General features: G+C 65.9%; 19 protein-coding genes. 11 read left to right on the forward strand and 8 right to left on the reverse strand.

The genetic code is table 11. The features are described 5' to 3' along the window. Positions 1-106: 106 nt before the first annotated feature. Positions 107-1,096: a zinc-dependent alcohol dehydrogenase family protein gene (locus LzC2_RS01860; RefSeq protein ID WP_171183130.1), complete on the reverse strand. Its 990-nt coding sequence runs from the start codon at positions 1,094-1,096 to the stop codon at positions 107-109. A 176-nt stretch (positions 1,097-1,272) separates the two neighbouring features. On the opposite strand from LzC2_RS01860, the gene LzC2_RS01865 reads away from it, so the two are divergent. Beyond that, positions 1,273-1,641: a winged helix-turn-helix transcriptional regulator gene (locus tag LzC2_RS01865; RefSeq protein WP_171183132.1), complete on the forward strand. Its 369-nt coding sequence runs from the start codon at positions 1,273-1,275 to the stop codon at positions 1,639-1,641. A 75-nt stretch (positions 1,642-1,716) separates the two neighbouring features. On the opposite strand, the gene LzC2_RS01870 is transcribed toward LzC2_RS01865, so the two are convergent. Together LzC2_RS01870 and LzC2_RS01875 are read right to left on the reverse strand one after the other, a co-directional pair. Further along, a complete protein-coding gene (locus LzC2_RS01870; protein WP_171183035.1) occupies positions 1,717-1,947 on the reverse strand; it encodes a hypothetical protein in 231 nt (76 codons plus the stop codon). 434 nt (positions 1,948-2,381) lie between these two features. Continuing rightward, positions 2,382-3,299 carry an HNH endonuclease gene (locus tag LzC2_RS01875; RefSeq protein WP_171183134.1) on the reverse strand — a complete coding sequence of 306 codons (918 nt, stop codon included), beginning with the start codon at positions 3,297-3,299 and terminating at the stop codon, positions 2,382-2,384. A gap of 86 nt (positions 3,300-3,385) precedes the next feature. Between LzC2_RS01875 and LzC2_RS01880 the strand changes: the two genes are divergently transcribed. Further along, complete coding sequence (locus tag LzC2_RS01880; RefSeq protein WP_171183136.1) at positions 3,386-3,901, forward strand: DUF488 family protein, N3 subclade; 516 nt, start codon at positions 3,386-3,388, stop codon at positions 3,899-3,901. A 424-nt stretch (positions 3,902-4,325) separates the two neighbouring features. Here LzC2_RS01880 and LzC2_RS01885 read toward each other — a convergent pair whose 3' ends face one another. Beyond that, positions 4,326-4,742 (reverse strand): hypothetical protein, encoded by a 417-nt coding sequence (locus LzC2_RS01885; protein WP_171183138.1) that lies wholly within the window; start codon positions 4,740-4,742, stop codon positions 4,326-4,328. Between LzC2_RS01885 and LzC2_RS01890 the strand changes: the two genes are divergently transcribed. Next, positions 4,704-8,633 (forward strand): nSTAND1 domain-containing NTPase, encoded by a 3,930-nt coding sequence (locus tag LzC2_RS01890; protein ID WP_349771121.1) that lies wholly within the window; start codon positions 4,704-4,706, stop codon positions 8,631-8,633. The genes LzC2_RS01885 and LzC2_RS01890 overlap by 39 nt on opposite strands. Before the next feature lie 170 nt (positions 8,634-8,803). On the opposite strand, the gene LzC2_RS01895 is transcribed toward LzC2_RS01890, so the two are convergent. The 4 genes from LzC2_RS01895 to LzC2_RS01910 form a co-directional block, all read right to left on the reverse strand. Further along, positions 8,804-8,947, reverse strand: coding sequence for a hypothetical protein (locus tag LzC2_RS01895; protein ID WP_171183141.1), 144 nt, complete (start codon positions 8,945-8,947; stop codon positions 8,804-8,806). A 340-nt stretch (positions 8,948-9,287) separates the two neighbouring features. Continuing rightward, positions 9,288-11,069 (reverse strand): SIR2 family protein, encoded by a 1,782-nt coding sequence (locus LzC2_RS01900; RefSeq protein ID WP_171183143.1) that lies wholly within the window; start codon positions 11,067-11,069, stop codon positions 9,288-9,290. Positions 11,070-11,683: 614 nt separating this feature from the next. After that, a complete protein-coding gene (locus LzC2_RS01905; RefSeq protein ID WP_171183145.1) occupies positions 11,684-12,802 on the reverse strand; it encodes a nucleotide-binding domain-containing protein in 1,119 nt (372 codons plus the stop codon). Between the two features lie 206 nt (positions 12,803-13,008). Further along, a complete protein-coding gene (locus tag LzC2_RS01910; protein WP_171183147.1) occupies positions 13,009-13,551 on the reverse strand; it encodes a Pycsar system effector family protein in 543 nt (180 codons plus the stop codon). Between the two features lie 479 nt (positions 13,552-14,030). Here LzC2_RS01910 and LzC2_RS01915 point away from each other — a divergent pair, with 479 nt between their 5' ends. The 8 genes from LzC2_RS01915 (at position 14,031) to LzC2_RS01950 (ending at position 20,033) form a co-directional block, all read left to right on the forward strand. Next, positions 14,031-14,339, forward strand: coding sequence for a hypothetical protein (locus LzC2_RS01915; protein WP_171183149.1), 309 nt, complete (start codon positions 14,031-14,033; stop codon positions 14,337-14,339). A 46-nt stretch (positions 14,340-14,385) separates the two neighbouring features. Then, complete coding sequence (locus LzC2_RS01920) at positions 14,386-14,793, forward strand: DUF1257 domain-containing protein (protein WP_171183151.1); 408 nt, start codon at positions 14,386-14,388, stop codon at positions 14,791-14,793. 17 nt (positions 14,794-14,810) lie between these two features. Then, positions 14,811-14,987, forward strand: a complete 177-nt coding sequence (locus tag LzC2_RS01925; protein WP_315854497.1) for a DUF2997 domain-containing protein — start codon at positions 14,811-14,813, stop codon at positions 14,985-14,987. A 260-nt stretch (positions 14,988-15,247) separates the two neighbouring features. Then, positions 15,248-16,717, forward strand: coding sequence for an AAA family ATPase (locus LzC2_RS01930; protein ID WP_246254652.1), 1,470 nt, complete (start codon positions 15,248-15,250; stop codon positions 16,715-16,717). Between the two features lie 81 nt (positions 16,718-16,798). Beyond that, positions 16,799-17,842 carry a hypothetical protein gene (locus LzC2_RS01935; RefSeq protein WP_246254653.1) on the forward strand — a complete coding sequence of 348 codons (1,044 nt, stop codon included), beginning with the start codon at positions 16,799-16,801 and terminating at the stop codon, positions 17,840-17,842. A 2-nt stretch (positions 17,843-17,844) separates the two neighbouring features. Further along, positions 17,845-18,105 carry a hypothetical protein gene (locus LzC2_RS01940; RefSeq protein ID WP_315854495.1) on the forward strand — a complete coding sequence of 87 codons (261 nt, stop codon included), beginning with the start codon at positions 17,845-17,847 and terminating at the stop codon, positions 18,103-18,105. Between the two features lie 96 nt (positions 18,106-18,201). Continuing rightward, positions 18,202-18,408 (forward strand): hypothetical protein, encoded by a 207-nt coding sequence (locus LzC2_RS01945; RefSeq protein ID WP_171183158.1) that lies wholly within the window; start codon positions 18,202-18,204, stop codon positions 18,406-18,408. Between the two features lie 98 nt (positions 18,409-18,506). Next, a complete protein-coding gene (locus LzC2_RS01950; protein WP_171183160.1) occupies positions 18,507-20,033 on the forward strand; it encodes a hypothetical protein in 1,527 nt (508 codons plus the stop codon). The last annotated feature ends 22 nt before the right edge of the window (positions 20,034-20,055 follow it).

Here is a 20,055-nt window from a genome sequence, read left to right on the forward strand (position 1 = left end):
CCGTGCTGAGTCTGACCCGGCGGATCGAGCCTTTTTGATTCTACTCAGCCCCGTCCCGCAAACGTCGCCGTCGGCTCCAATTCGCCCGTGACCGCGGCCGCATCGATCACGGGTTCACGATGACGACCTTGCCCATGCCTTGGCCGCCCGCCAGCCGGGCGTGGGCCTCGTTGGCCTCCGACAGCGAAAACTGCGGCTCGTCGAGCATGGGCGTCAACGCCCCGGACTCGGCGAGTTCGGCGAGCGTGCGCAGGATCTCGCCGTGGGTCTCTCGGCCGACGTCGTGCAGCATCGGGATCAGCATGAACACGACGTGCAGCGAGAGCCCTTTGAAGTGGGCCGGCGTCAGGTCCAGTTCGCACATCGAAACGGTCGTGGCGATCTGGCCGTTCAGCGCCGCCGCCTCGAACGACTTCGTCAGGTTCTCCCCGCCGACCGAGTCGAAGACGACGTCGAAGCCCCTGCCGCCGGTGTGTTCGGCGACGTAATCCTCCACCGCTTCCGTCTTGTAGTTGATGCCGGTCGCCCCGAGCCGCTCGATCAACGTGAGTTGCTTCTCGCCGCCGCCGGTGGCGAACGTCTTCGCTCCGAGATGTTTGGCCAGCTGCACCGCGACGTGCCCGACGCCGCCGGAGCCGCCGTGCACCAGAACCGTCTGCCCCTCGCCTACGCCCGCCTGGGTTAGCCCCTCGTAGGCCGTGATCCCCACGAGCGGCAGCGCGGCCGCCTCCGCCATCGAGAGGTTGCCCGGCTTGCGGGCGATCAGTCGGCAGTCGGCCGCGATGGACTCGGCGAGCGTCCCCGGAAGGTCCGCCAAGCCGCCGGCGCAGCCGTACACCTCGTCGCCGGGCGAGAACCCGTCGACGCCGTCGCCGACCGCCTCCACCGTGCCGGCGAAGTCCATCCCGAGGATCGCCGGCAGGTCCGGGGAGATCGGCAGGTCCTCGCCCGCCTGTTTGATCTTCAAGTCGACCGTATTGACGCTCGACGCGGCGATCCGCACGAGGACCTGCCCGGCCCCGGCGGACGGCGTCGCGACTTCCGCGGCCTCGAACGTCGAGTCCTCGCCGTATTTGCGAACGACCATTGCCTGCATCGGATCACCCTGTCGATTGAAGTCGGAAACTCCGTGCCGTTCGTGCTCGCGAAGCCGCGACCCCGGATCCTCGACCCGCCGCCGCCGCCGTGCGTTGCTCGCTCGGGACGTACCGCCCATCTTGGCGGCAACCGTCAGACCCGCAAGAACGCACCGTTCGCTCTCTAAGGCACAGAATGGATACCAAGCAGGCCCGTCACACCGTATACGACCCTCCGGCGTGCCCGGTCGAAGCGACCCTCGAACTCATCGGCGGCAAGTGGAAGGGAATCGTGCTGTACTACCTGCTGGGCGGTCGCCTGCGGTTCAGCGCGTTGAAGCGGAAGATCGGCTGCGTGACGCAGCGGATGCTCACCAAACAGTTGCGTGAACTGGAAGCGGCGGGTCTGGTCGATCGCCACGTCTACGCGGAGGTGCCGCCGCGGGTCGAATACGAACTGACGGAGGAGGGCCGCTCGCTGGAGCCGATCCTGAACGCCCTCAAAGAGTGGGGCGAAACCCACGCGATGGCGTTGATCGAGCGACGCGCCGGCACGCAGAAGTAACGTCCGGGCGGAGGATGCCGGTGATCCCCAACTCGGACACCGGCCTCCGGATTTCGCACCCGCAAACCGAGTCGATCAAGCTGCCCGTCCACCGATGTCAGGATCACGACGGACGCCGGCGGCCGGTAGGACGAAGCGCTCCGCGATCGCGCGGGCGTACGCCTCTTCCGACTCGGGGATGTCGTACTTGCCCAGGTAGATGTGTTCGCCCGCGAGGATCACGCGGGCGTGGCCGGGCGGTTGGTGCAACCGGTACAACGGCGGCTTGGCGCCGCGACGGGGTGGGGGAGCGGACCTTTCCGGCATGCAAAAGTGGTAGGACGACCACTTCCGCGGGTGGGTGAGGCCGCTCAGTCTCGGAGGGCTGGTCGACGCAAAGGCGTCTTCGGCACGTCGCTTTCCCAATGGAAACCGCGACAAGTATCCCCGAGAGGATTCGAACCTCTGACCTCCGGCTCCGGAACGGACCCTATATCGAGAGACTCTATCGGCCGCAAACGCTACGCAGAAAGTGGCGAGTGCGGACGATACGCATTTCTCGCCCTCCTCGCAAGACGCAACACGGACCCTACAAAACCAGTGGTACGGCGGCGCAAAAGTGGTAGTCGGTGGTAGAAAGTGGTAGTCACCGTTAGCGGGCGCGCGTTCACTACCAGTGCCGTAGTGCGTTCGACTTCTTCAACCGGGTCGGTGAGCGTGCCGGAGTCGATCGTGCCTTGGCAGACGGGCGAGCGATCCACTCAGCCGAGAAACACCTTCCGGCGGTGCCACCGCAGGCACGCCGGGTCAGGCCGATTCGCCTCCACGTTCGGCAGCCTCATCGGCTGCCCCGCATAGTCAGCCAACGCCCGCTGGTCCGGTGCCGCCTCCCGGAAGTAGCGGTCGTTCGCCACCAGCACAGTGAGGTCGTCAGACAACGACCACAGCCCGTTGTCGAACAGCCAGTGCGGCAGCTTCGACAGGGCGATGCCGTTTTGCGGGGCGTTGTTGCGGCTGGCGGCGTGGGCGTGGATGTGGGCCGCGTCGACCGGCGAGCCGACGTCGACGGCGTCCAGCCGGTAGCCGGTCAGGGCGCAGGTGTAGTCGTAGGAGCTGAGCACCGTCAGCCGGAACCGGGCCGCGTTGCCGCGGGCCGGCGGGGCCTCGGGCACCGGCAGGTCGGTGTCGCCCTCGGCGGGGCCGGCGATCTGCAGCAGGGCGTATAGCTCCGCCCGCTCCTCGACCGGGAAGAACGTTTCCACGAGCACGTGCATCGCCGCGAGGCGGTTCTCCGGGTCTCGCAAGAAAGCGACGAAGCCCGGGTCCAAGGCCGCGGTGGCCGCCTTCTTGCGGTCGTCACAGGGGGCGCCGGCCTCGTCGAAGCACTCCCACAGCCCGTCGCTGGAGAGGTGGAAGAACGGCAGCCGCACGCTGGGCGGCTGGGTGCGTCTGTGGGCGACGATCGTCCAGAACACGCCGAAGCGGTAGGCCAGGGCGGGGGAGAGCGTCAGCGTCCGCCCGTCCGGGGCCAGCTCCTCGAACTGATCCAGCATGTTGAGCAGGAGCAGGGCCTTATGCGGGGCCGGCCCGCCCTTCGCCCGGTAGACGTTGAGGTTGGCGAGGCGTTGGAGCCAGTTATCCTTTGGTCGAGGATCGAGGGAGCCGCTCGTGATCGTCATTTTCTCTGGCCGGTCTGGTCCATTTGGGCCTTGACCTCATCCCGCTCACGGAGCGGCGTGCACCCCGTTCGAGTTCGTCGGAGTTGTTGAAGAGGTTCACCGTCGTGAACTGCCTGCCGAACGACAAGCGGGCGGTGGTCAACTGGGCAATGAGGGAGCATCGGGCTGCATGTCGCTGGTCCCCGAACCAGCTCCGCCATACCCGAGCCACCCAACTCCGGGCGAAGTACGGCATCGAGCTGACCCGCACGGTGCTGGGCCACAGCGACATCGCGACCAGCGCGATCTACGCCGAACGCGACCTCGCCGTCGACTCGATCGCCTACACGCACCTCCGCCCCCTCGGCTCGCCGCGGGACGCTCGCAAGCGATTCCAGGCGGACCGGGACTGGTCCACGTTCGCCACGGCCGTCAACGAGCACCTGACGACGCCGGCGGCGGTCGAGGCGCTGGAGAAGTTGGCCGAGCTGGTGTCTGTTGAGCCGTGCTGCCTGCTATGCACCTGCCCGGAACCGGACCGCTGTCACAGGTCGCTGGTCGCGGACGCCCTCGCGGAGGTGAAGCCGGTCGAGGTCGTGCACGTCCGGTTGCTGCAAGAGTGACAGGGGACGATTCGGAGTGCGGCTGGTACTGGACGATGACGACGCGCACGTCGCGTTCGACGCGACATATTCCGAGACCGCAGGGGCGGGAGGTACCGGGAAATCTTGACGACTGCTCTCCGCTACGGCATGTCTGTACACTGCCGTGGTTCGACAGCTTCCCGATCGAGTTTTGCCCGTGCCGTCGTCAGGAGGAGATGCCGGTAAAGCAGGTGATCGATACGAAGCCTTATGGGCCGTAGACGCCGCCCTTCGAGTTCTCCGGGGCGACGCTAAAGAAGTGACTTACGAGTCTCTAGATCCGATCCGCTCGCAGGGCGTCGAGTTCCATCTCCGCACGCACCGGGTCACCGAGTATTGGTCGGTGAAGCGACAGACGACGAAGGCCTCCGGATGGACTCTGGCGGCTCTTTCTTTGCAGACTTTAGGACGCTCGATCCTCGGAGACCTGATCGGTCACGTAGAACGGGAAGCGGACGCAGTTGCAGTATTCGCCTCTACTCAGCTCGCCTTCACGCTCGATGAGTTGCGCGACAACTCCAGCTCCGCTGAAATTCTGGAAGCGCGACTCCGACAATCTGCGGATCTTCGAGGGAAGCATGACAAGCACCTGCTGCCTCTGTTTGACGGCGATCAAGAACGGTGCCTGCGATTCCTCCAGCGCGTAGATGTGAGGGCTGTCGACGAAGGCAGCATGCGGAGCGGCAATGAGGAGGCGATCCGGCAAACTCTCTATTCCGCGGGAGGTGCTCTGGACGCTGCGGACGTACGCCGAGACCTCGTCGAGTTTCTGCTCCTCAACATGAAAACCGGCCTTCGCCGCGACGATCTCCTCGGACATCTGAAGCGGCGCGGCGTTTACCTTCGAGACTGGAAAAACGATCCTTCAGTCAGGCAATCGCTCGCCGCCCGGTGTAATGGGTACGTGGAGCCGCTACGTGAGAGCCTGATCTGCAATACGCTGTTGGCGCTTCCCGGCGCAGATCGTCTGACGGGGCCAGACGGTTTGCCCCCCGCACGTCGGACCTTAGTGACCGGAGGCGCCGGCGGCGGCAAAAGTTCCGAGTTGGCAGGGCTCGTCGTTCGTTTGCAGGAGAACGACGTTCCGGTATTGCCGGTGCGCCTCGATCAGCTTGAAGACGGCGTGCTGGTTCCCGAAAAGCTGGGGGAACAGCTGGGCTTGCCGTATCCGCACTCTCCGGTCACGGTGCTGGCGGGCGTTGCCGAGGGCGCCGTGGCGGTCCTCGTCGTCGACCAGCTCGACGCGGTGAGTGAAGTGTCCGGACGCCGGACGAACGGGTGGGCGCTCTTTAAGGCTCTGCTTGATCAGGCGGACCGGCACCCGAACCTGCGCGTTGTGGCGGCCTGCCGCGAGTTCGATCTCGAACACGACGAGCGGATGCGAAAGCTCAAGGCGAACGGATCGACGTTTCAACAAGTTCAGTTACGTCCGCTCAGCGACGCGAATTTGAACGACGCTCTGGAGGAGCGGGAAGTTCACTCGAAGTTGCGGCCGCTGCTCACCGTCCCGCTTCACCTCTCAATGTTTCTTTCCCTGCCTGCGAAAGAGGCCCGCGGCTTCCAATCGCGGGACGGGCTGTTCCGTAGATTCTGGCATGAGAAGCGACGAAAGGCGACCCGCAACTACGGTCGATCTCTCGATCTCGACGGCTACGTAAAACGCCTCACCCAGTGGATGAGCGACAATCAAGCACTCACAGCCCCGGAAGACAAATTCGACGGGCCCGAAGCGGATGCGCTCGCCTCCGAACGCGTGCTCGTGCTGACGAAGGAGGGCTACAGATTCTTCCATGAATCGTTCTTCGACTATTTGTTCGCCCGCGGGTTCGCGACCTCTGGGCGACTGCTGGACCTGTTGAATGAGGGCGAACAGCACCTGTTCCGCCGCGGTCAAGTGCGGCAAGTCCTCTCTTTTCTGCGATCGCCTTCCAGCATGGAGCGATACGAGCGGGAATTACGCGACGTGCTGTTGAGCGATTCGGTGCGCTTCCACATCAAGCGGGCGGTCTTGCAGCAACTTTCCGCAGTAGACGACCTACGGGCAGGTGAATGGCGAGTTTTGAGGGAACTGGAATCCACCGACGCGGAACTCGGCAACCACGTCTTCGCGACGATCCGGAACCACGGGGGTTGGTTCGACCTGCTCGACGAGCTCGGTTTCCTCGATGCCGGGCTGTCCGGGGCGGAGCCGGCGGAGCCGGCGGAGCAGGAGCGATGCGTTTCCCTTTTGGCGAGCTCGGAAGTGTTGGAGCAGCGTGCGGATCGGGTCGCGGCTTTGTTAACGAAGCATCGCCGGCATGGAGCCGACTGGGACGGTTACCTGCGACACGTCTGTTTGAGCGGCAACGTGTATCACCATCGCGATCTGTTCGATCTCTTCCTCTCGCTCGTAGCCGACGGGACGCTGAGGGGCGGCGAGGCTAACGGTCATAATTGGTGGCATTCTCTTTACGGGATGTCGAAAGATCGTCCGGATCTACTGGCGGAGGTGATCGGCGTCTGGCTCGACGACGCCCTACCGTCGACGCCGCGAGATTTCGCTTGGCGACATCTACAGAAAGGCGGACCGGATGGAGGTCTGATCGCCGATGCCTCGCAGGCTCCACTTGTTTTCGCGAGGCAGGTTTTGCCGAGAGTTGCCGCCTTCTCGAAGGAGCGTGCGGATGACATGCAGGACCAGCTCGCCGCCGACCCCCTCTGGTCCCGCCGCTCGTTCAAATCGTTCGGCGGGTTACTACATGAAACCCTTCTCGAACAGCTCGCCAAGACTCTGGAGTCGCTCGCCGTTTCGAGTCCGGAGGAGCTCGACCGCCTGCTCGATCCTGTCGCGGCTCAACCGCAAGACGTGATTGCTTACCTCGTCCTGCGTGCGTGGACGGCGTCACCGGGTCGATTCGGGGAGCGGTTAGCAAGATACCTCGCCGAAGACCCCCGCCGACTGAAAATCGGCTACGGCTCGTGGAGCGCGCCCGGCGAACCTGCCGTCATCAAAAGCTACCGCTCGATTGAAGCCGTCCGCGTCGCAGCGTCGGCTTGCTCGAACGAGGCGTTCGCTGACTTGGAGCGTGCAATCGTTGAGTTGCGAGACGGATGGGAAGCGCGTCACCCGAACACTCGCGGGGAGCGGCAGTTGCAGTTGCTCAACGCGATGGGCGAAAAACGTCTTAGTTCGGTCGGTCGGTCAAAGCTGGCCGAACTGCAGACGAAGTTTCCGAAGGCGAAGTTTCAAACTCCCAAACCGACCGGGCCCGGCTTCGTCGGCTCGCCAATCGGTCGAATGGCGCAGGAAAAGATGGCCGACGCGAACTGGCTGTCCGCCATGAGGAAGTACACCGGCGACTCGCATGACTTCAACGAGGAGGGCCGGGCCGTCGGCGGCGCCAGCGAACTGGCCGCCGAACTCGGCAGGAGAACGAGGGAGGAGCCCCGTCGGTTCGCGGCGCTGGCGCTGGAGATGCCGGACGACGTGCCCTCCATTTACTTCGATCATGTATTAATCGGCGTGGCGGACGCCGTCTCCCAAGCTTCCGGCGGACCGGCCCCGTTGTCGGTCGCGGAGGCGTCGGACCTTCTACAGCGTGTATATGAATTGCCCGACCGCCCCTGCGGTCGGTGGTCTGGCTACCTCATTCAGAAGTGGGAGGGGGCGGACTGGCCGGCATCGATCCTCGACCTCGTCGTGTGGTACGCAGAACACGACCCGTCTCCCAAGGACGAACTCTGGCGTGAAGATGCCAACGGAGGAGCAACCTACTACGGGGGCAATCCATACGAACAGGGAATGAACTCCGCCCGCGGTGCGATCGCCTCGGCCGTCGCGAGCCTCTTATTCGACGATTCCGCGAGGGCGGACGCTCTCGAGCCGACGATTGATCGTCTCGCCCATGATCGCTCCGTGGCAGTGCGGTCCTGCGCGATCGAGGCATTACTGGCTTTGATGAACGTGAAACCTGACCTCGCGATCCGCTGGTTCTTGGAGTGCGTCGACGTCGACCCGGTCTTACTGACCGGGCACTCGGCGACCCGTTTTCTTCGATACGGGGCCCATCGGGATCACGCGGCAGTTCGGCTTGTTTTACGCCGGATGCTCGACGGCGAGTCCGACCCGGCGGCCAAAGCCGCCGCGGAGATCTGCTGCGTGTTCGCTTTAGAGGCGGACGACGTGCCGGCCGCCGAGGAGGACGCCTCACGTGTTCGCTCCGGAAAGCCGCTACTGCGGATCGCAGCGGCCGACGTATACGGCAGCAACATCGGGCACGACCAATTCGGGGGGGCTTGCCTGAAGCTGTTGAAACCTCTGATTTCAGACGAGAACCGTGAAGTCCGGGCAGAGGCCGCGGAGGCGTTCCGGCATTTACCGAAGCTTGGTGAGTCCGAGCAGCGCGAGTTGCTAGACGCATTCCTCAAAACGGACCCGAGCGCGGAGGCGCTGGAGCCGGTGACGCACGCCCTCGCGGAATCTGCCGAAAAGCTGCCCGATCTCGCCGTCTGCCGACTCGTCGAGATGAGTCTGGCCTCGCTTGGCGAAGAGGCTGGCGACATTCAGAAGAGAACGGCCGGCGTGGCGGACGATCTCTCCAAGATTGTGCTGCGGTTGTACGCACAGTCGGGCGACACCGACGTCCGCCGGCGTTGTCTCGAAGCCATCGACCGCATGGCACTTGCGCGAGTCTACGGGTTGGCGAGGGAACTTGAGCGAATCGACCGCTGAAGGAGTAACGTGATTCACTACGCCCCGACGTTGCGATGAATTGCAGCGTGACGCGTTAGCCGTATTAACACGTAGTCGTGCCATCCGTAGATCCGCACAGAGGTTACGCGGGTGAAAACCGTCCGCCGAGGGTGTTAAGGCCATCTCGGCGGACGGTCCGCGTCGAATTGCTACCGCCGCGACTCGCTCAGAACCACGTTCGCTGCGAGCGCCAGCAGCCCCAGCACGATGACCGGGGGCGTGCACAACATCGCGAGGTACTCCGAGACCTGCCGGGGTTCGGCGATCGCGGCAGCCAGAAACGGGGTGAGCATCCTTGCTCCCCAGATGAGGAACGAGATCGGCCGAGAGATTCTGCGCGTCCGTCTACCACATGCACCTTCCGGACGCGCACCTTACTCGCCTCAACCTCTTAAAGTCCGAAAGAACTTCCTGCCTTTCCAGCGGTGTTTTTGCCCCCTTGCGATTGCAGCGTCGCCGCAATTTGGCCCTGCGGTGTACAGGAACAGCTACCTCGATTCCTGTGACGAAGTCACGTACCGTTTGGCGATGAAACCAGCAATCGCGTACCCCATCTGACCGATAGGGGGTTTCGTGGTTCCGTAGACCGAAAGCCGCCTGCCAGTGCTCTGTCGAGCGGGACGGGAACTGGATCTACAAGGAACGGTCAAATCGGTCTTGCACTGCCTTCCGTACCCTGCGGACGGTCAACTCCAGCCGAGTTTCGTCTCCGCCGCAGACTCCGGCCGAAGCCAGAGCCGCCATATACGAACGGTCCTCGAGCAACAGCTCGAAGGGATCGACCTCGTCGGAGCGAAACGAACCCAGCTTCCACAGAAAGCGACCGGGCCGCGGGAAATAGTTTCGGCCGCTGGAATCGGCGTCCGGCGAGGACTCGCTCCCGTATCGTAGATCTACTTCCACGACGGCCTGCACCGCCTCGAAGCGGTCGAATACCCGCTCATACCTGCGATCGGCCGGGATTGCCTTCTGTAGGAGCGGCCGGCAATGACGAAAGAGCCACTCGCTCATAGGCACGCGGTACTCGTCTGGAGCCTGCGCCTGCTGGAAGTGGCCGGAGGGATCGTCGTACCGGATTTCGCGTAGGAGCGGACCGACTGCGCCGAAGCGCGAGGTTGTGACCTTTGGATCAGCAAGCAGCCGGACCAGCGTCCGCACGTTGTCTTCCGCCGTAGCCGCCAACCCTAGAACGTACAGAGCCTGCACAGCGGGGATGACCTTCATCGCGTCGTTGCCTCGATAGCCCGCTCGATCGACGGCTTTCTCGCCGAGACGTTCCAGCGAGCGAACGATCAAGTGGTCGGTGGCGACATCGCCCCATCGTGTGACCGGCATCCCGCACGCGAGATAGATCGAGAGGTCCGAGAGCGTCCCCTCCACCAAAGCCTTGGCGGCTTCGGTCTGGTTCGCCTGTGGCTCCGTCGTCGCATACCGCCGTTCGAGCTTGGCGACCGCCTGCTCCGTCGCCTCGTGGATCAGGTCGTGTAGGCGAATCCGGTCATCTGTCCGGGCGACGTACCGTTTGGCCGCGGCTTCGGCGGCGCGAACTGTCATCGGATGCTCGTGTCCGGCCTCCGCGATCGCTTCGACTCGATCGGCGAGTGCCGAAAAAAACTGATCGGCACCCTCGATCGGCACGACGACGCCCGCCCTGTGCCGGATCAATCGGGACGCGAACTCCGTCAGTTTGCCGAAGGTTGTCCAGTAGAACGTATAGCGGCGGGCAGGCGATGACTCGATCGCCCGGCAGAGAGCCGTATCCCACTCGCCGGACCAGCCGCACACGATCAAGCCGAACTCGTCGAGCACCCGCTCCAGCAGTTGTTCGGTTCGGGCGTCATAGTCGTCCAGTTCTTCGGCGGTGTTCTTGATGCGGGCGTCGAGGTAGTCGCCGTGTATTTTCACGACCAAGCAGTGCTGATGGACCAGCGGCTCCATGCCCTCGACGGCGTCCGGGGTGGAGACGACCGCCGGCTGGATCCCCTCATCCTCGAGCGCTCGCTCGATCAGCCGGTCGAAGTTCGTGGTCAGGATCACGCGGACGAACCCGCCCTTTACCAGTCGGGCCACGGCCCGGTGGGCGGGCGTCGGCTGCTTCTTGCCTTCCTCGTCTTCTTCGGGGGACGGTTCGAAGTACCCCCGGAGCGTCCGCTGGCGCTCGGCCGGCGTCTTGGCGAGCGTGTCCAGCAGCTTCGAATAGTCCGGCTCTCCGCCGAAGGTCTCCCGATACCACGCCTCCGGATCGGCTCCCTCGCCGGCGTCCTCCGCGGCGGCCAGTTTGCGAACGAGGTCCATCGTGACGCCCCAGCCCGTCGGGATCTGGGCGGACTGCGAGACGCCCGATCCCAGCAGCAATGCGTAGACGCCGGGGCTCGACTGGACCGCGAAGCTGAGACTGGTGAGCGGGTCGATCATCGGTCGGCCGTCGATGCAAGAAGGTGCCGGAGGTCGAGTGTACAGGAGGTGAACGCACGTCACACCGGATCGGATCAACGGAGAACTGTTCTAGCATCCGCAAAGCGAGGTATGGCCGACGCCGAAGCAGAGCGGTCTACGAAACCCCCTCGCTGCCCAACACGGAACAAACCCGGGCGCGCGGGGCGATGAGACTCCGCCGGGCAAAGATTTTCACCCCTGTGCCTCTGGCGCGAAGTCGAGGACCGACTGATCAACTTCTTCGAAATACTGCGAGAGTTTGGCGTGCGGCCGGTACTGGGCGTTAATGACGCCGTCAACATGATATATCTGAACGCCGCCAGTGAGCCGCCTTCGGTCGGAGGCAATTCGATGTGCGTCGATCAACACTGGCAAACGAAAGCGTGATTTCGCAGACGTCGGCACCGTCACTGGCCAAGCTCCTCCCGCCCCAGTCTGCACCGCCGCCAGCCAGTTTGTCACGCCTTGGCGCTTCGGCAGCAGTCATTCAGAAATCCGTTTACCTTGCTTGACCTCACGTAGGCACGACAGTCGCCAGCGGCGCGGGCGAAGGGGCTGGACCCTACTGAACAGGACCCGGTGAATCTGGCGACCTAGAGAATGTAGACCCCGGCTCTGCCGGCCCGCACCACTCTGCCGTCCCGCCTCACCATCACGTCGAGATAGTGAAGCCCCCTGTACACGGTCGGCTCCCAATGTTCGACCTCGTGGGGCGGATTGCCGCGAACGGGGACGGCTGTCTCATGATTGCCACGGTTGTCGCCGTCCCGCTCTTGCGCCTCGCGTCCGTGATTCTCGACGCGAAAAACAACCTCCGGCTTGCCGTGGGGCGTGTACGGTAGCCGAGCCCGAAACTTGATCCACTTGTCTTTAGGCACCGCCCGCCCGCCCGGCGCTAGGGAGTAGAGTTCAGGAGCGTCCTTAGCATCGTGGACTGAAGCCTTGACGACAATCGGCGAATCGCCGGGGAATGCGAGAGCGAAGGGGGTGCATCGCAAGTATTCGTCCGCATCGAGCAGCCATTGACAATAATTCACCGGCCGCCCGTCGGCCCCCTCATGGTTCGGCGTCACGTACGGCGCCGGCACGTCCTCAGTGCCCCTGCGGATTGTTTTGGATCGGAGCAGCTCCTCCGGGAAGTCGATGTGCTCCCGCAACGCCTGTCCCAGCATGACGTTATTCCGGCCCGCCGCCTGCTGCAGCTTCGCGGCCACGTCGACATGAAAGGAGGTCGCCGTCACTTCATGGGTCGGCCCCACGCCGTAGCTCGACCAAAGCACTTTCTCCTCCGGTCCGTAATCCAAGCCGACCCGGACGCCAATGCTCTTGCGGACCCCGGCCTCCTTCAACTTCTCGGGCACGACGTTCTCCGCGAACCAACGCAGTACGGCGGCGGCGTTGAGAGCGTCGATCACGGCGTTTTCGGTGCGGCCGCTCTTGCCACCGAAAAAAGCCAGCACGGCGTCGCCCATCAACCGATGAACGTGCCCATCGAACGACTGCACGATCGCGATCGCCGATTGCAGAAAGGCGCTCTTGATTGCACGCACCTGCCGAAGGTCGTAAAGGAGGCCGAGTCGGGTGGAGCCGGCGATGTCCATGAACAGGCTGACGATCGGGCAGTACTCCTCCCCCGCTGTTTCTGCGAGGTGGAGAAAATCCGGGTGCGGCCCGATTGAATGCTCCCTCGTCACCTCGCTGCGACCGAACAAATCCCGTAGCCGAGGCTCGAGGCCGGCGACTGCGGCTGTGCCGGCGGAGTTTGTGATCAGACTCCCTGACTTAGTCGCAGTCCTTCCCGTGTCGGAGAGCTGAACGCTTTCCGGAAAGCCGGCGTTGAGAACCCCCCCGCTGAGTCGAAGACGATCGCCGAAGTCGCCGCCGAGGGCAGACTTGATTGAAGTGCCGGGAGCGATCATCAGTTGGAGAGGATAAAAATCGTGGAGGTAATGGTGGAAGCGGCGGCCGCCAGCAGCGCCCAATGAAGTGGTCGGTATTTCCCGTCCGCGATCTCGCTCAGCACGTAGACGTGGTTGGCCAAGGCTGAAACTTGGTCAGCCCCGGAGGCCTTGACCAGCGCCGCCCGGTAAGCCGCTGGCGAACCGTGACGGAGAACGTCACGCCAGAAAATCAGACCGGCCTGAGGCTTCTCTCCCTTCCACCAATCGCGAACTGACGCCGGCAGCGAGCGCAACCTCGGGCAAACGGCGCATGCGCACCCAACGACGGCAACGGCGACGGAGCCGAGCGAGAACCACCCGAACCATGCAAGGTTTGCCCTCCCGGACATAACTGAGGCTAAGCCGACATCGTCGTGAAGGTAGGACAGGATCCCGACGCACCAGCCCGCCAGTACGACCGCCTTCGCGTCCGCGAAACGGATGTATTCGTTTAGGTAGCTGTGGACGCCCCAGACGAACGAGAGATCATCATCCGCTGGCTCCGAATTCTTATCGTTCATGCTCAGCGCGATAGCTTACGGGTGGGCGAGTTTGCTCGGCTGCGATTGAAGCCGAGATCTGCTCGCGTGTCCAGTATGTTCTGCGAGAGGGGCCGACGCAGCCCCAGATTGTTTCGGGCGGGTCGAGGTAACACCTGCGGCGCCTAAACCCGCCGCCGATTCGCGTCACTGTGAAGTAGTCCGCCCCGCTACATGCCGGGCGCGAGGTCCTTCCCGCACTCGGAGGCATGCATGCCCGAGTCCCCGTCGTCGGTTTGGCTGGCGCTGCTGAAGAGGTGCATGGGCGCCGCCCTCCTCCTCGCCCGCGTCTGAGGGGCTTGAGGAACGCCACAGCGGCTATCCAAGCGGTCGTTCGTCCGTCAGAGCAGTCGTTCGTCTGTCAGATGACGGGGAAGCTTCTGAATAGAAGAGCAGAACGCCGCACTGTGAGGCGCCGCCGCGGATTATCCGCCGGCCCCTCTCTCCAGTCGGAAGACACCATGCCCGACCCGTCGCCGATCGCGGCCCCGCTGCTCGCCGCCACCGGCTCCTCCGGCCCGTGGGCGAACGACCTGTTCCCCGCCGTCCTGCTGCTCGCCCTCGGGGCGGCGTTGGTGGCCCTGGGGGCCTGGATCGTCAAGCCTCCGCCGCCCCGGCACAACGAGCGTCGCCCCCGCGGCGACCGCAAACGGAACCGCGGCCCCCGCCGCGACAGCCGTGGCCGGTTTCGCGGTCCGTCGCCGAACGGCCCGGCGACGCAAACTAGCCCCCCGCCGGACCCGATCCGCCGCCCGCTGCGGCTGCCGTAGTAGGTCCGCCCTTTCCCGCATTCCCCTGAAACGAAAGGAGGTGACGATGAGCCACGTCGTCACCATCGAGACGAAGCTGAGAAACTCGGCGGCATTGTCCGCCGCCTGCGTGAGGCTCAAGCTCCCCGAGCCGAAGCGGGAGAAGGTAAAGTTCTTCGACGGCGCCGAGCACAGCGGCTTGGCCGTCCGCCCGCCGGGGTTCGTCTACCCCGTGCTGGTGCAGCCCGACGGTGCCGTCCGCTGCGACACCTACGAGGGCCGTTGGGGCGACGACGCCTTCCTCGGCCGGCTGAAGCAGGCCTATGCGATTGAAGCCGCCAAGCTGCAGGCCAAAGCCCGTGGGCACCGGATCAGCGAGACCCCGCTACCGGACGGCGGCGTGAAGCTGACCGTCACCGCCGGGGCCGCCGGCTTCGGCAGCGCCCCGCAGCAACTGTACGGGGGGCTCGCCTAATACCCCCCCACATCGAGATCACCGTCACGCCCGAGGGCGAGACGAGCGTGGAGACGAAGGGCTTCGCCGGACCGAGCTGCAAAGCCGCCAGCAAGCCCTACGAGGACGCCCTCGGGGCCAAAGCCGCCGAGCGACTGACGCCGGAGTACCACGCGACGCAGACCGTCGCGGACGAGGGGCGGCTGCGGGCCTGAACCCCGCCGCCGAGTTCTTTCCCAACCTGAACCACAGAAAGGAGGTGCGGATGCCGCACTTTCATGCCCCCCGCGGGCGACCGCGGCGGGCGTCGCAGCGACGCGGGCGACGCAATGATCGGCCGAACTTTGGCCCCCGCCGGTCGTCCCGCAGGTCGGGAACTACGTCCGGCCGCGGTCGTACCAAGTCGCGGTCCCAGAAAAGCCCCGGCGAGTGCGTCGCCTGCGTCGATGCGTCGCCAGTCGGCAGCCCCCTCAGCTTGACCGCCCGGCTGACCGAACTGATCGCCGCCGCCTTCCCAGGCGTGCTGGTGACCAGCGACGAGCCCGAAGAAGTGTTGAGAGACCTCGCCCGCCTGTGCGGCGAGCGGAAGTGGAACTTCGCCACCTGGACCGCCGACGGCGGCGAGGACGGCCCCGCCGACCCGCTCGCCGCCGTGAAGGCCCTGCCGCAGTCCGGCGACGGCGAGACGCCGGCGGTGTTGGCCATGGTGCACCTGCATCGCTATTTCCAGTCCGCCGAACTGCTGGCCGCGGTTCGTACCGCGTTGGCTGCCGGCAAGACCCGCAGGACGCACCTCGTGCTGATCCAGCCGACGGGCGACCTGCCCGCGGAACTGCGTAGGGACTTCGTGACCGTCACGCATCCGCTGCCATCGCGGGATGAACTGGATGTCGTCGCCCACGGCGTCGCTACGGAGCCGGGCGAACTGCCCGACGAACTGCACACGGTACTGGACGCCGCCGCGGGGCTCACGCGGGGCGAGGCCGAGAACGCATTCGCGTTGAGCCTTGTCCGGCACGGCAAACTGGACCCCGACCCATTGTGGGAGCTGAAGGCGAAGCAGCTCGCCGCCGGCGGTCCGCTGACCCTCCACCGTAACGGCCCCGGCTTCGGCAGCCTCGGCGGGCTGAACGCCCTCAAGGAGTTCTGCCGAGCCGCGTTGACGAACCTGCATGCCGTGGCGGAGCCGAAGGGCGCCCTCCTGCTGGGGGCGCCCGGAACTGGAAAATCGGCGTTCGCGAAGGCCCTCGGTAGCGAAGTCGGCAGGCCCACGCTGTCGCTGGACATCGGCGGGTTGATGGGTTCGCTCGTGGGGCAAAGCGAGGAGAACACCCGGCGGGCGTTGGCCACGGTCGAGGCAATGGCCCCGTGCGTGCTCTTCATCGACGAGGTCGAAAAGGCGTTGGCCGGGACCTCCGGCGGTCAGCAGGACAGCGGCGTCGGAGCCCGCTTGCTGGGCACGCTGCTGTCGTGGCTGGCGGACCGCCCGCGGGGCGTGTTCGCCGTCGCCACCAGCAACGACGCCAGCCGGTTGCCGGCGGAACTCACCCGCAGCGGCCGGTTCGACGCCACGTTCTTCCTCGACCTGCCCGCGGCCGAGGAGCGGGCGTTGATCTGGGACCGCTACCGGGCCGAGTACGGCATCGACACCGGCAACGAGCCCGTGGACGACGAAGGCTGGACGGGAGCCGAGATCGAGTCCTGCTGCCGCCTCAGTGCCTTGCTGAACGTCTCCTTGGCCGAGGCTGGGAACTACGTCGTGCCGGTCAGCGAGAGCGGCAGAGAGCAACTGGCGAAGCTTCGCCGGTGGGCGTCCGGTCGGTGCCTGGACGCCGAGGACGGCGGGCCGTACCGGCATCGCGATCGGCAGCAGTCCGACGACCCGCAGCAGCCCCGCCGCAAGACGCAGCGGAGACCGCCGGGCGAGAGCTACTCGCTGAATTAAACCCGGCTGCAGTCACGCCAACTTTTATACGCCTCGGCATTTCGCCGGGGCGTTTCTCATTTCCCACCCACAGGAGCCGCCATGACGCTGCTGATCAGCCCGCCGCGACGCGGGCGAACCCGACCCGATGACGAAGACCTGCCGGACGCCGAGACCGACCACGGGGCCGCAGAGATCACCGTGCTGGACGAAGAGCGGGATCACCGGGAACAGGATCCCGCCGAGCGGCTGCGGGAAGACGCCGCCGCGGTGCGGCTGCACATCAGTTGGCCCGGCCTGCGACGGACGCTGTCGGCGGAGCAGAAGGAGGACGCCGCCAGCCCCTTCGACGCCGAGTCCGGCTCGTTATCCGCCAGCAAGAAGCTGCTGGACACGAAGCATCCGGCCCTGCGGGCCGCCGCCAAGGTGCGGCACGCGGCGGTGTCGTACTGGAAGAACGCCAGTCTGCCGTACCCGGAGGCCGGCGTCCGCCTGCTGCCCCGCACCGATCTGCCGGCCTTCGAGCGGCGGATGGGCGACTTGCAGGCGGAGCTGGCCGACGCTGCCGCGGATGTGGATGCGCACCGCGACGAACTGGTGTCCCGAGCCAGACGGCGACTGGGCGACCTGTTCGATCCCGTGGACTATCCCCCGTCGCTGGCGCCGTTGTTCGGCCTGAGTTGGGATCTGCCCGCGGTGGAGCCGCCGGACTACCTCCGTCGCCTCTCCCCCAGGCTGTATCAGCAGGAGTGCGATCGCGTGCGGCAGCGATTCGAACAGGCCGTGGAGTTGGCCGAACAGGCGTTCGCGCAGGAACTGGCCCAGTTGGTCGAGCATCTCCGCGAACGGCTCACCGGCGGCGAAGGCGGCGGACCGCGGGTGTTCCGCGACAGCGCCGTCGAGAACCTGACCGAGTTCTTCGCCCGCTTCCGCCGACTGAACGTTGGCGGCAACGAGGAACTGGACGCCGTGGTCGCCGAGGCCGAGGGCCTGATGCGGGGCGTGGATCCCGTTGATCTGCGGGCGTCGACCGGCGTCGGCTGGCTGCAGGACCGCGTGCGAGACGGCCTGACCGGCGTGGCCGAGGCCCTCGACCCGCTGCTGACCGACGCCCCCCGCCGCCGCGTGCTGCGGGCGCCCCGATGAGCGTGTTTCGCGCAACACAAGAGCTGTTCGTCACGCCGGACGGCGCCGTCCGCGGGTTGTACGGCCAGCTGATCGACGCCGACGCGATCGGGGACAGCGCCGTCGTGCGGGCCAGTCACGTTGAGCCGCACCCGCACGGCGGCTGGACGGCTGATCTGTCGCCAAGCGCAGGGCCGGTCCTCGGACCGTTCCCGCTGCGGAGCGACGCGTTGACCGCGGAGGCCAACTGGCTGACCCGCAACCTGCTGACCCCGCCGGGCTGAACGTCCAGCCCTTTCACCTTCACCCCCCGAGCGGCGGGTCGGCTTCATCGCCGGCTCGTCGCTTTTCTTTTCCCACTTCACGAACAGGAGCTTCCCATGCCTCAGCACGAACTGAACCGCCGCATCGCCGCCGTCACCGGCGAGAGCGTCGGCGAAATCGCCCGGATGGGCTTCCAGATCGACGGTCCGCCGTCGTTCACCCACTTCGACGACGACCTCGGCCCCATCGACTGGGACGCCGAGCAGGCCAGCCGCCGCAGCGACCTGGCCCGCTGCGGCCGGGGCCGCGTGGCTTTCCACTGAGACGGCCGCAGGCCCCTTCACGACCGGCGACGGGCTGATACCCCGTCGCCGGCCTTTTCATCCGCTTCACCACTACCGCACCGAGGAAGGCCCGCCCCATGCCCCCGATCACGCTGCCCCGGCGGACGCTGCACAGCTTCCGCACGGTTCTGAAGAAACACCTCGGGCTCAAAGCCCGCGACGACGGCCCCTGCGTCCGCGTCGACGCCGGAGCCGAAGGCGGAATTCGTCTCACTGCCGTCGGTCCCGACGGTCGCGGGATCAGCCTATTGATTCCCGGCGATCGTCCGCCTGCCGGTTTGATTCTGCCGTTCGCCCTGCTGGGCGACGCCGGCGCCGCGAAGAACGGCGATGTGCATCTGTCCGAAGCCGATCGCGGTTCGGCCGTGGTCGCCAACTGGGACGAACGCGGCGTGCCCCGCAGCGTCCGCGGCACGCTGGAGAAGAAGGACCGGGACCGGGCTGCGGACTTCGCACCGCCCGCCGTGCCCGAATGGCACGACCGCGGCGATCGCTTCGGCGACGTCCTGCGAGCCGCATGCGAGGTCACGGACGTTGAGTCGACCCGCTACGCCCTCGGCTGCGTGCGGCTGGACCCGCACGCCGGCCGCATCGAGGCGACCGACAGCCATCACCTGCTGATCGCCCGCGGGTTCACGTTTGGGTTCGACCAGCCGGTGTTGCTGCCGGCCCCCCACGTCCTGTCTGCCGCCCCGCTCCGGGGCGGTGACGTGAAAGTTCAGTTCCTATCCGGTGGGAAGTCCGCTGGGCTTGTCGTGCTGTCATGCGGCGATTGGACCGTCTGGACCCCGGAGGCCCGCGATGCCCGGTTCCCCGATCTGGACCGTGTGGTGCCGAGCAAGGTGGGGAAGGCCGGCGTCTCGCTCAGCAAGGGGGACGCCGCGTTCCTGTTGGATCGCATCGCCAGCCTGCCCGGAGCCGGCGACGAGCGGAAGCCGGTCACGCTGGAGACGAAGGACGGACTGTTCCTGATCCGGGCCGCGGAGCTGGGCGGCCAGCCGGTGGAGTTGGCGACCGCTTCTTCGCAGGTCACCAGCAAAGCGATCTGCGTGGCGGACCGCCGGTTCGTCGCGAGGGCGTTGGCCAACGGCTGCACGGAGATCGTGCTGAACGGTCCGGAGGTGCCGGTGCGGTGCGACGCCGCCGGCACAGAAACTCTCAGCACGACGGTCGTCTTCGCCACGCTCGCCGGCGATCCCGTCCCGGCCAAGGACGCGGTGAGGCTGACCGCAGATGAACCCACGAACTCGGCTCCGCAACGAGCCGCTGAGACGCCCGTCGCGGTCCGCGAGGGCCGCTCGTCTCAACCCGCTTCTCCCACGAGGAACGTTCCCGTCATGCCCCGCAATCGCATCGCCCAGCACGCGACCGGCTACACGACCAACGGCAGCAACGGCCACGCCGTCCGCGGTGACGAGAACCCGGACGGCACGCCGAATCACGACGCCCTGCTGGAGCGGGTCTCCGCCCTCGGCAGCACGCTGTCGGACGCGGCCGGCGAAGCCCGCAGCCTCGCCAGCGACTTGCGGAAGCTGAAGAAGCGGAACCGCACTGTGACCAGTGCCCTCGCCGGCCTGAAGCGGCTCGGCTCGCTGGTCGCCTGACGAGTCCCTGTTTCGCAAAACA

This window comes from Alienimonas chondri (assembly GCF_013036045.1).
Taxonomy (GTDB): domain Bacteria; phylum Planctomycetota; class Planctomycetia; order Planctomycetales; family Planctomycetaceae; genus Alienimonas; species Alienimonas chondri.

Excerpts from the sequence above, each read along its gene's own strand:
- LzC2_RS01945 (WP_171183158.1), top strand. The coding sequence starts at position 18,202 with ATGCCTCAGCACGAACTGAACCGCCGCATCGCCGCCGTCACCGGCGAG.
- LzC2_RS01890 (WP_349771121.1), top strand. The coding sequence starts at position 4,704 with ATGAAAACCGGCCTTCGCCGCGACGATCTCCTCGGACATCTGAAGCGG.
- LzC2_RS01885 (WP_171183138.1), bottom strand. The coding sequence starts at position 4,742 with ATGTCCGAGGAGATCGTCGCGGCGAAGGCCGGTTTTCATGTTGAGGAG.
- LzC2_RS01895 (WP_171183141.1), bottom strand. The coding sequence starts at position 8,947 with ATGCTCACCCCGTTTCTGGCTGCCGCGATCGCCGAACCCCGGCAGGTC.
- LzC2_RS01950 (WP_171183160.1), top strand. The coding sequence starts at position 18,507 with ATGCCCCCGATCACGCTGCCCCGGCGGACGCTGCACAGCTTCCGCACG.
- LzC2_RS01915 (WP_171183149.1), top strand. The coding sequence starts at position 14,031 with ATGCCCGACCCGTCGCCGATCGCGGCCCCGCTGCTCGCCGCCACCGGC.
- LzC2_RS01935 (WP_246254653.1), top strand. The coding sequence starts at position 16,799 with ATGACGCTGCTGATCAGCCCGCCGCGACGCGGGCGAACCCGACCCGAT.
- LzC2_RS01900 (WP_171183143.1), bottom strand. The coding sequence starts at position 11,069 with ATGATCGACCCGCTCACCAGTCTCAGCTTCGCGGTCCAGTCGAGCCCC.
- LzC2_RS01865 (WP_171183132.1), top strand. The coding sequence starts at position 1,273 with ATGGATACCAAGCAGGCCCGTCACACCGTATACGACCCTCCGGCGTGC.
- LzC2_RS01875 (WP_171183134.1), bottom strand. The coding sequence starts at position 3,299 with ATGACGATCACGAGCGGCTCCCTCGATCCTCGACCAAAGGATAACTGG.
- LzC2_RS01910 (WP_171183147.1), bottom strand. The coding sequence starts at position 13,551 with ATGAACGATAAGAATTCGGAGCCAGCGGATGATGATCTCTCGTTCGTC.
- LzC2_RS01920 (WP_171183151.1), top strand. The coding sequence starts at position 14,386 with ATGAGCCACGTCGTCACCATCGAGACGAAGCTGAGAAACTCGGCGGCA.
- LzC2_RS01870 (WP_171183035.1), bottom strand. The coding sequence starts at position 1,947 with ATGCCGGAAAGGTCCGCTCCCCCACCCCGTCGCGGCGCCAAGCCGCCG.
- LzC2_RS01860 (WP_171183130.1), bottom strand. The coding sequence starts at position 1,096 with ATGCAGGCAATGGTCGTTCGCAAATACGGCGAGGACTCGACGTTCGAG.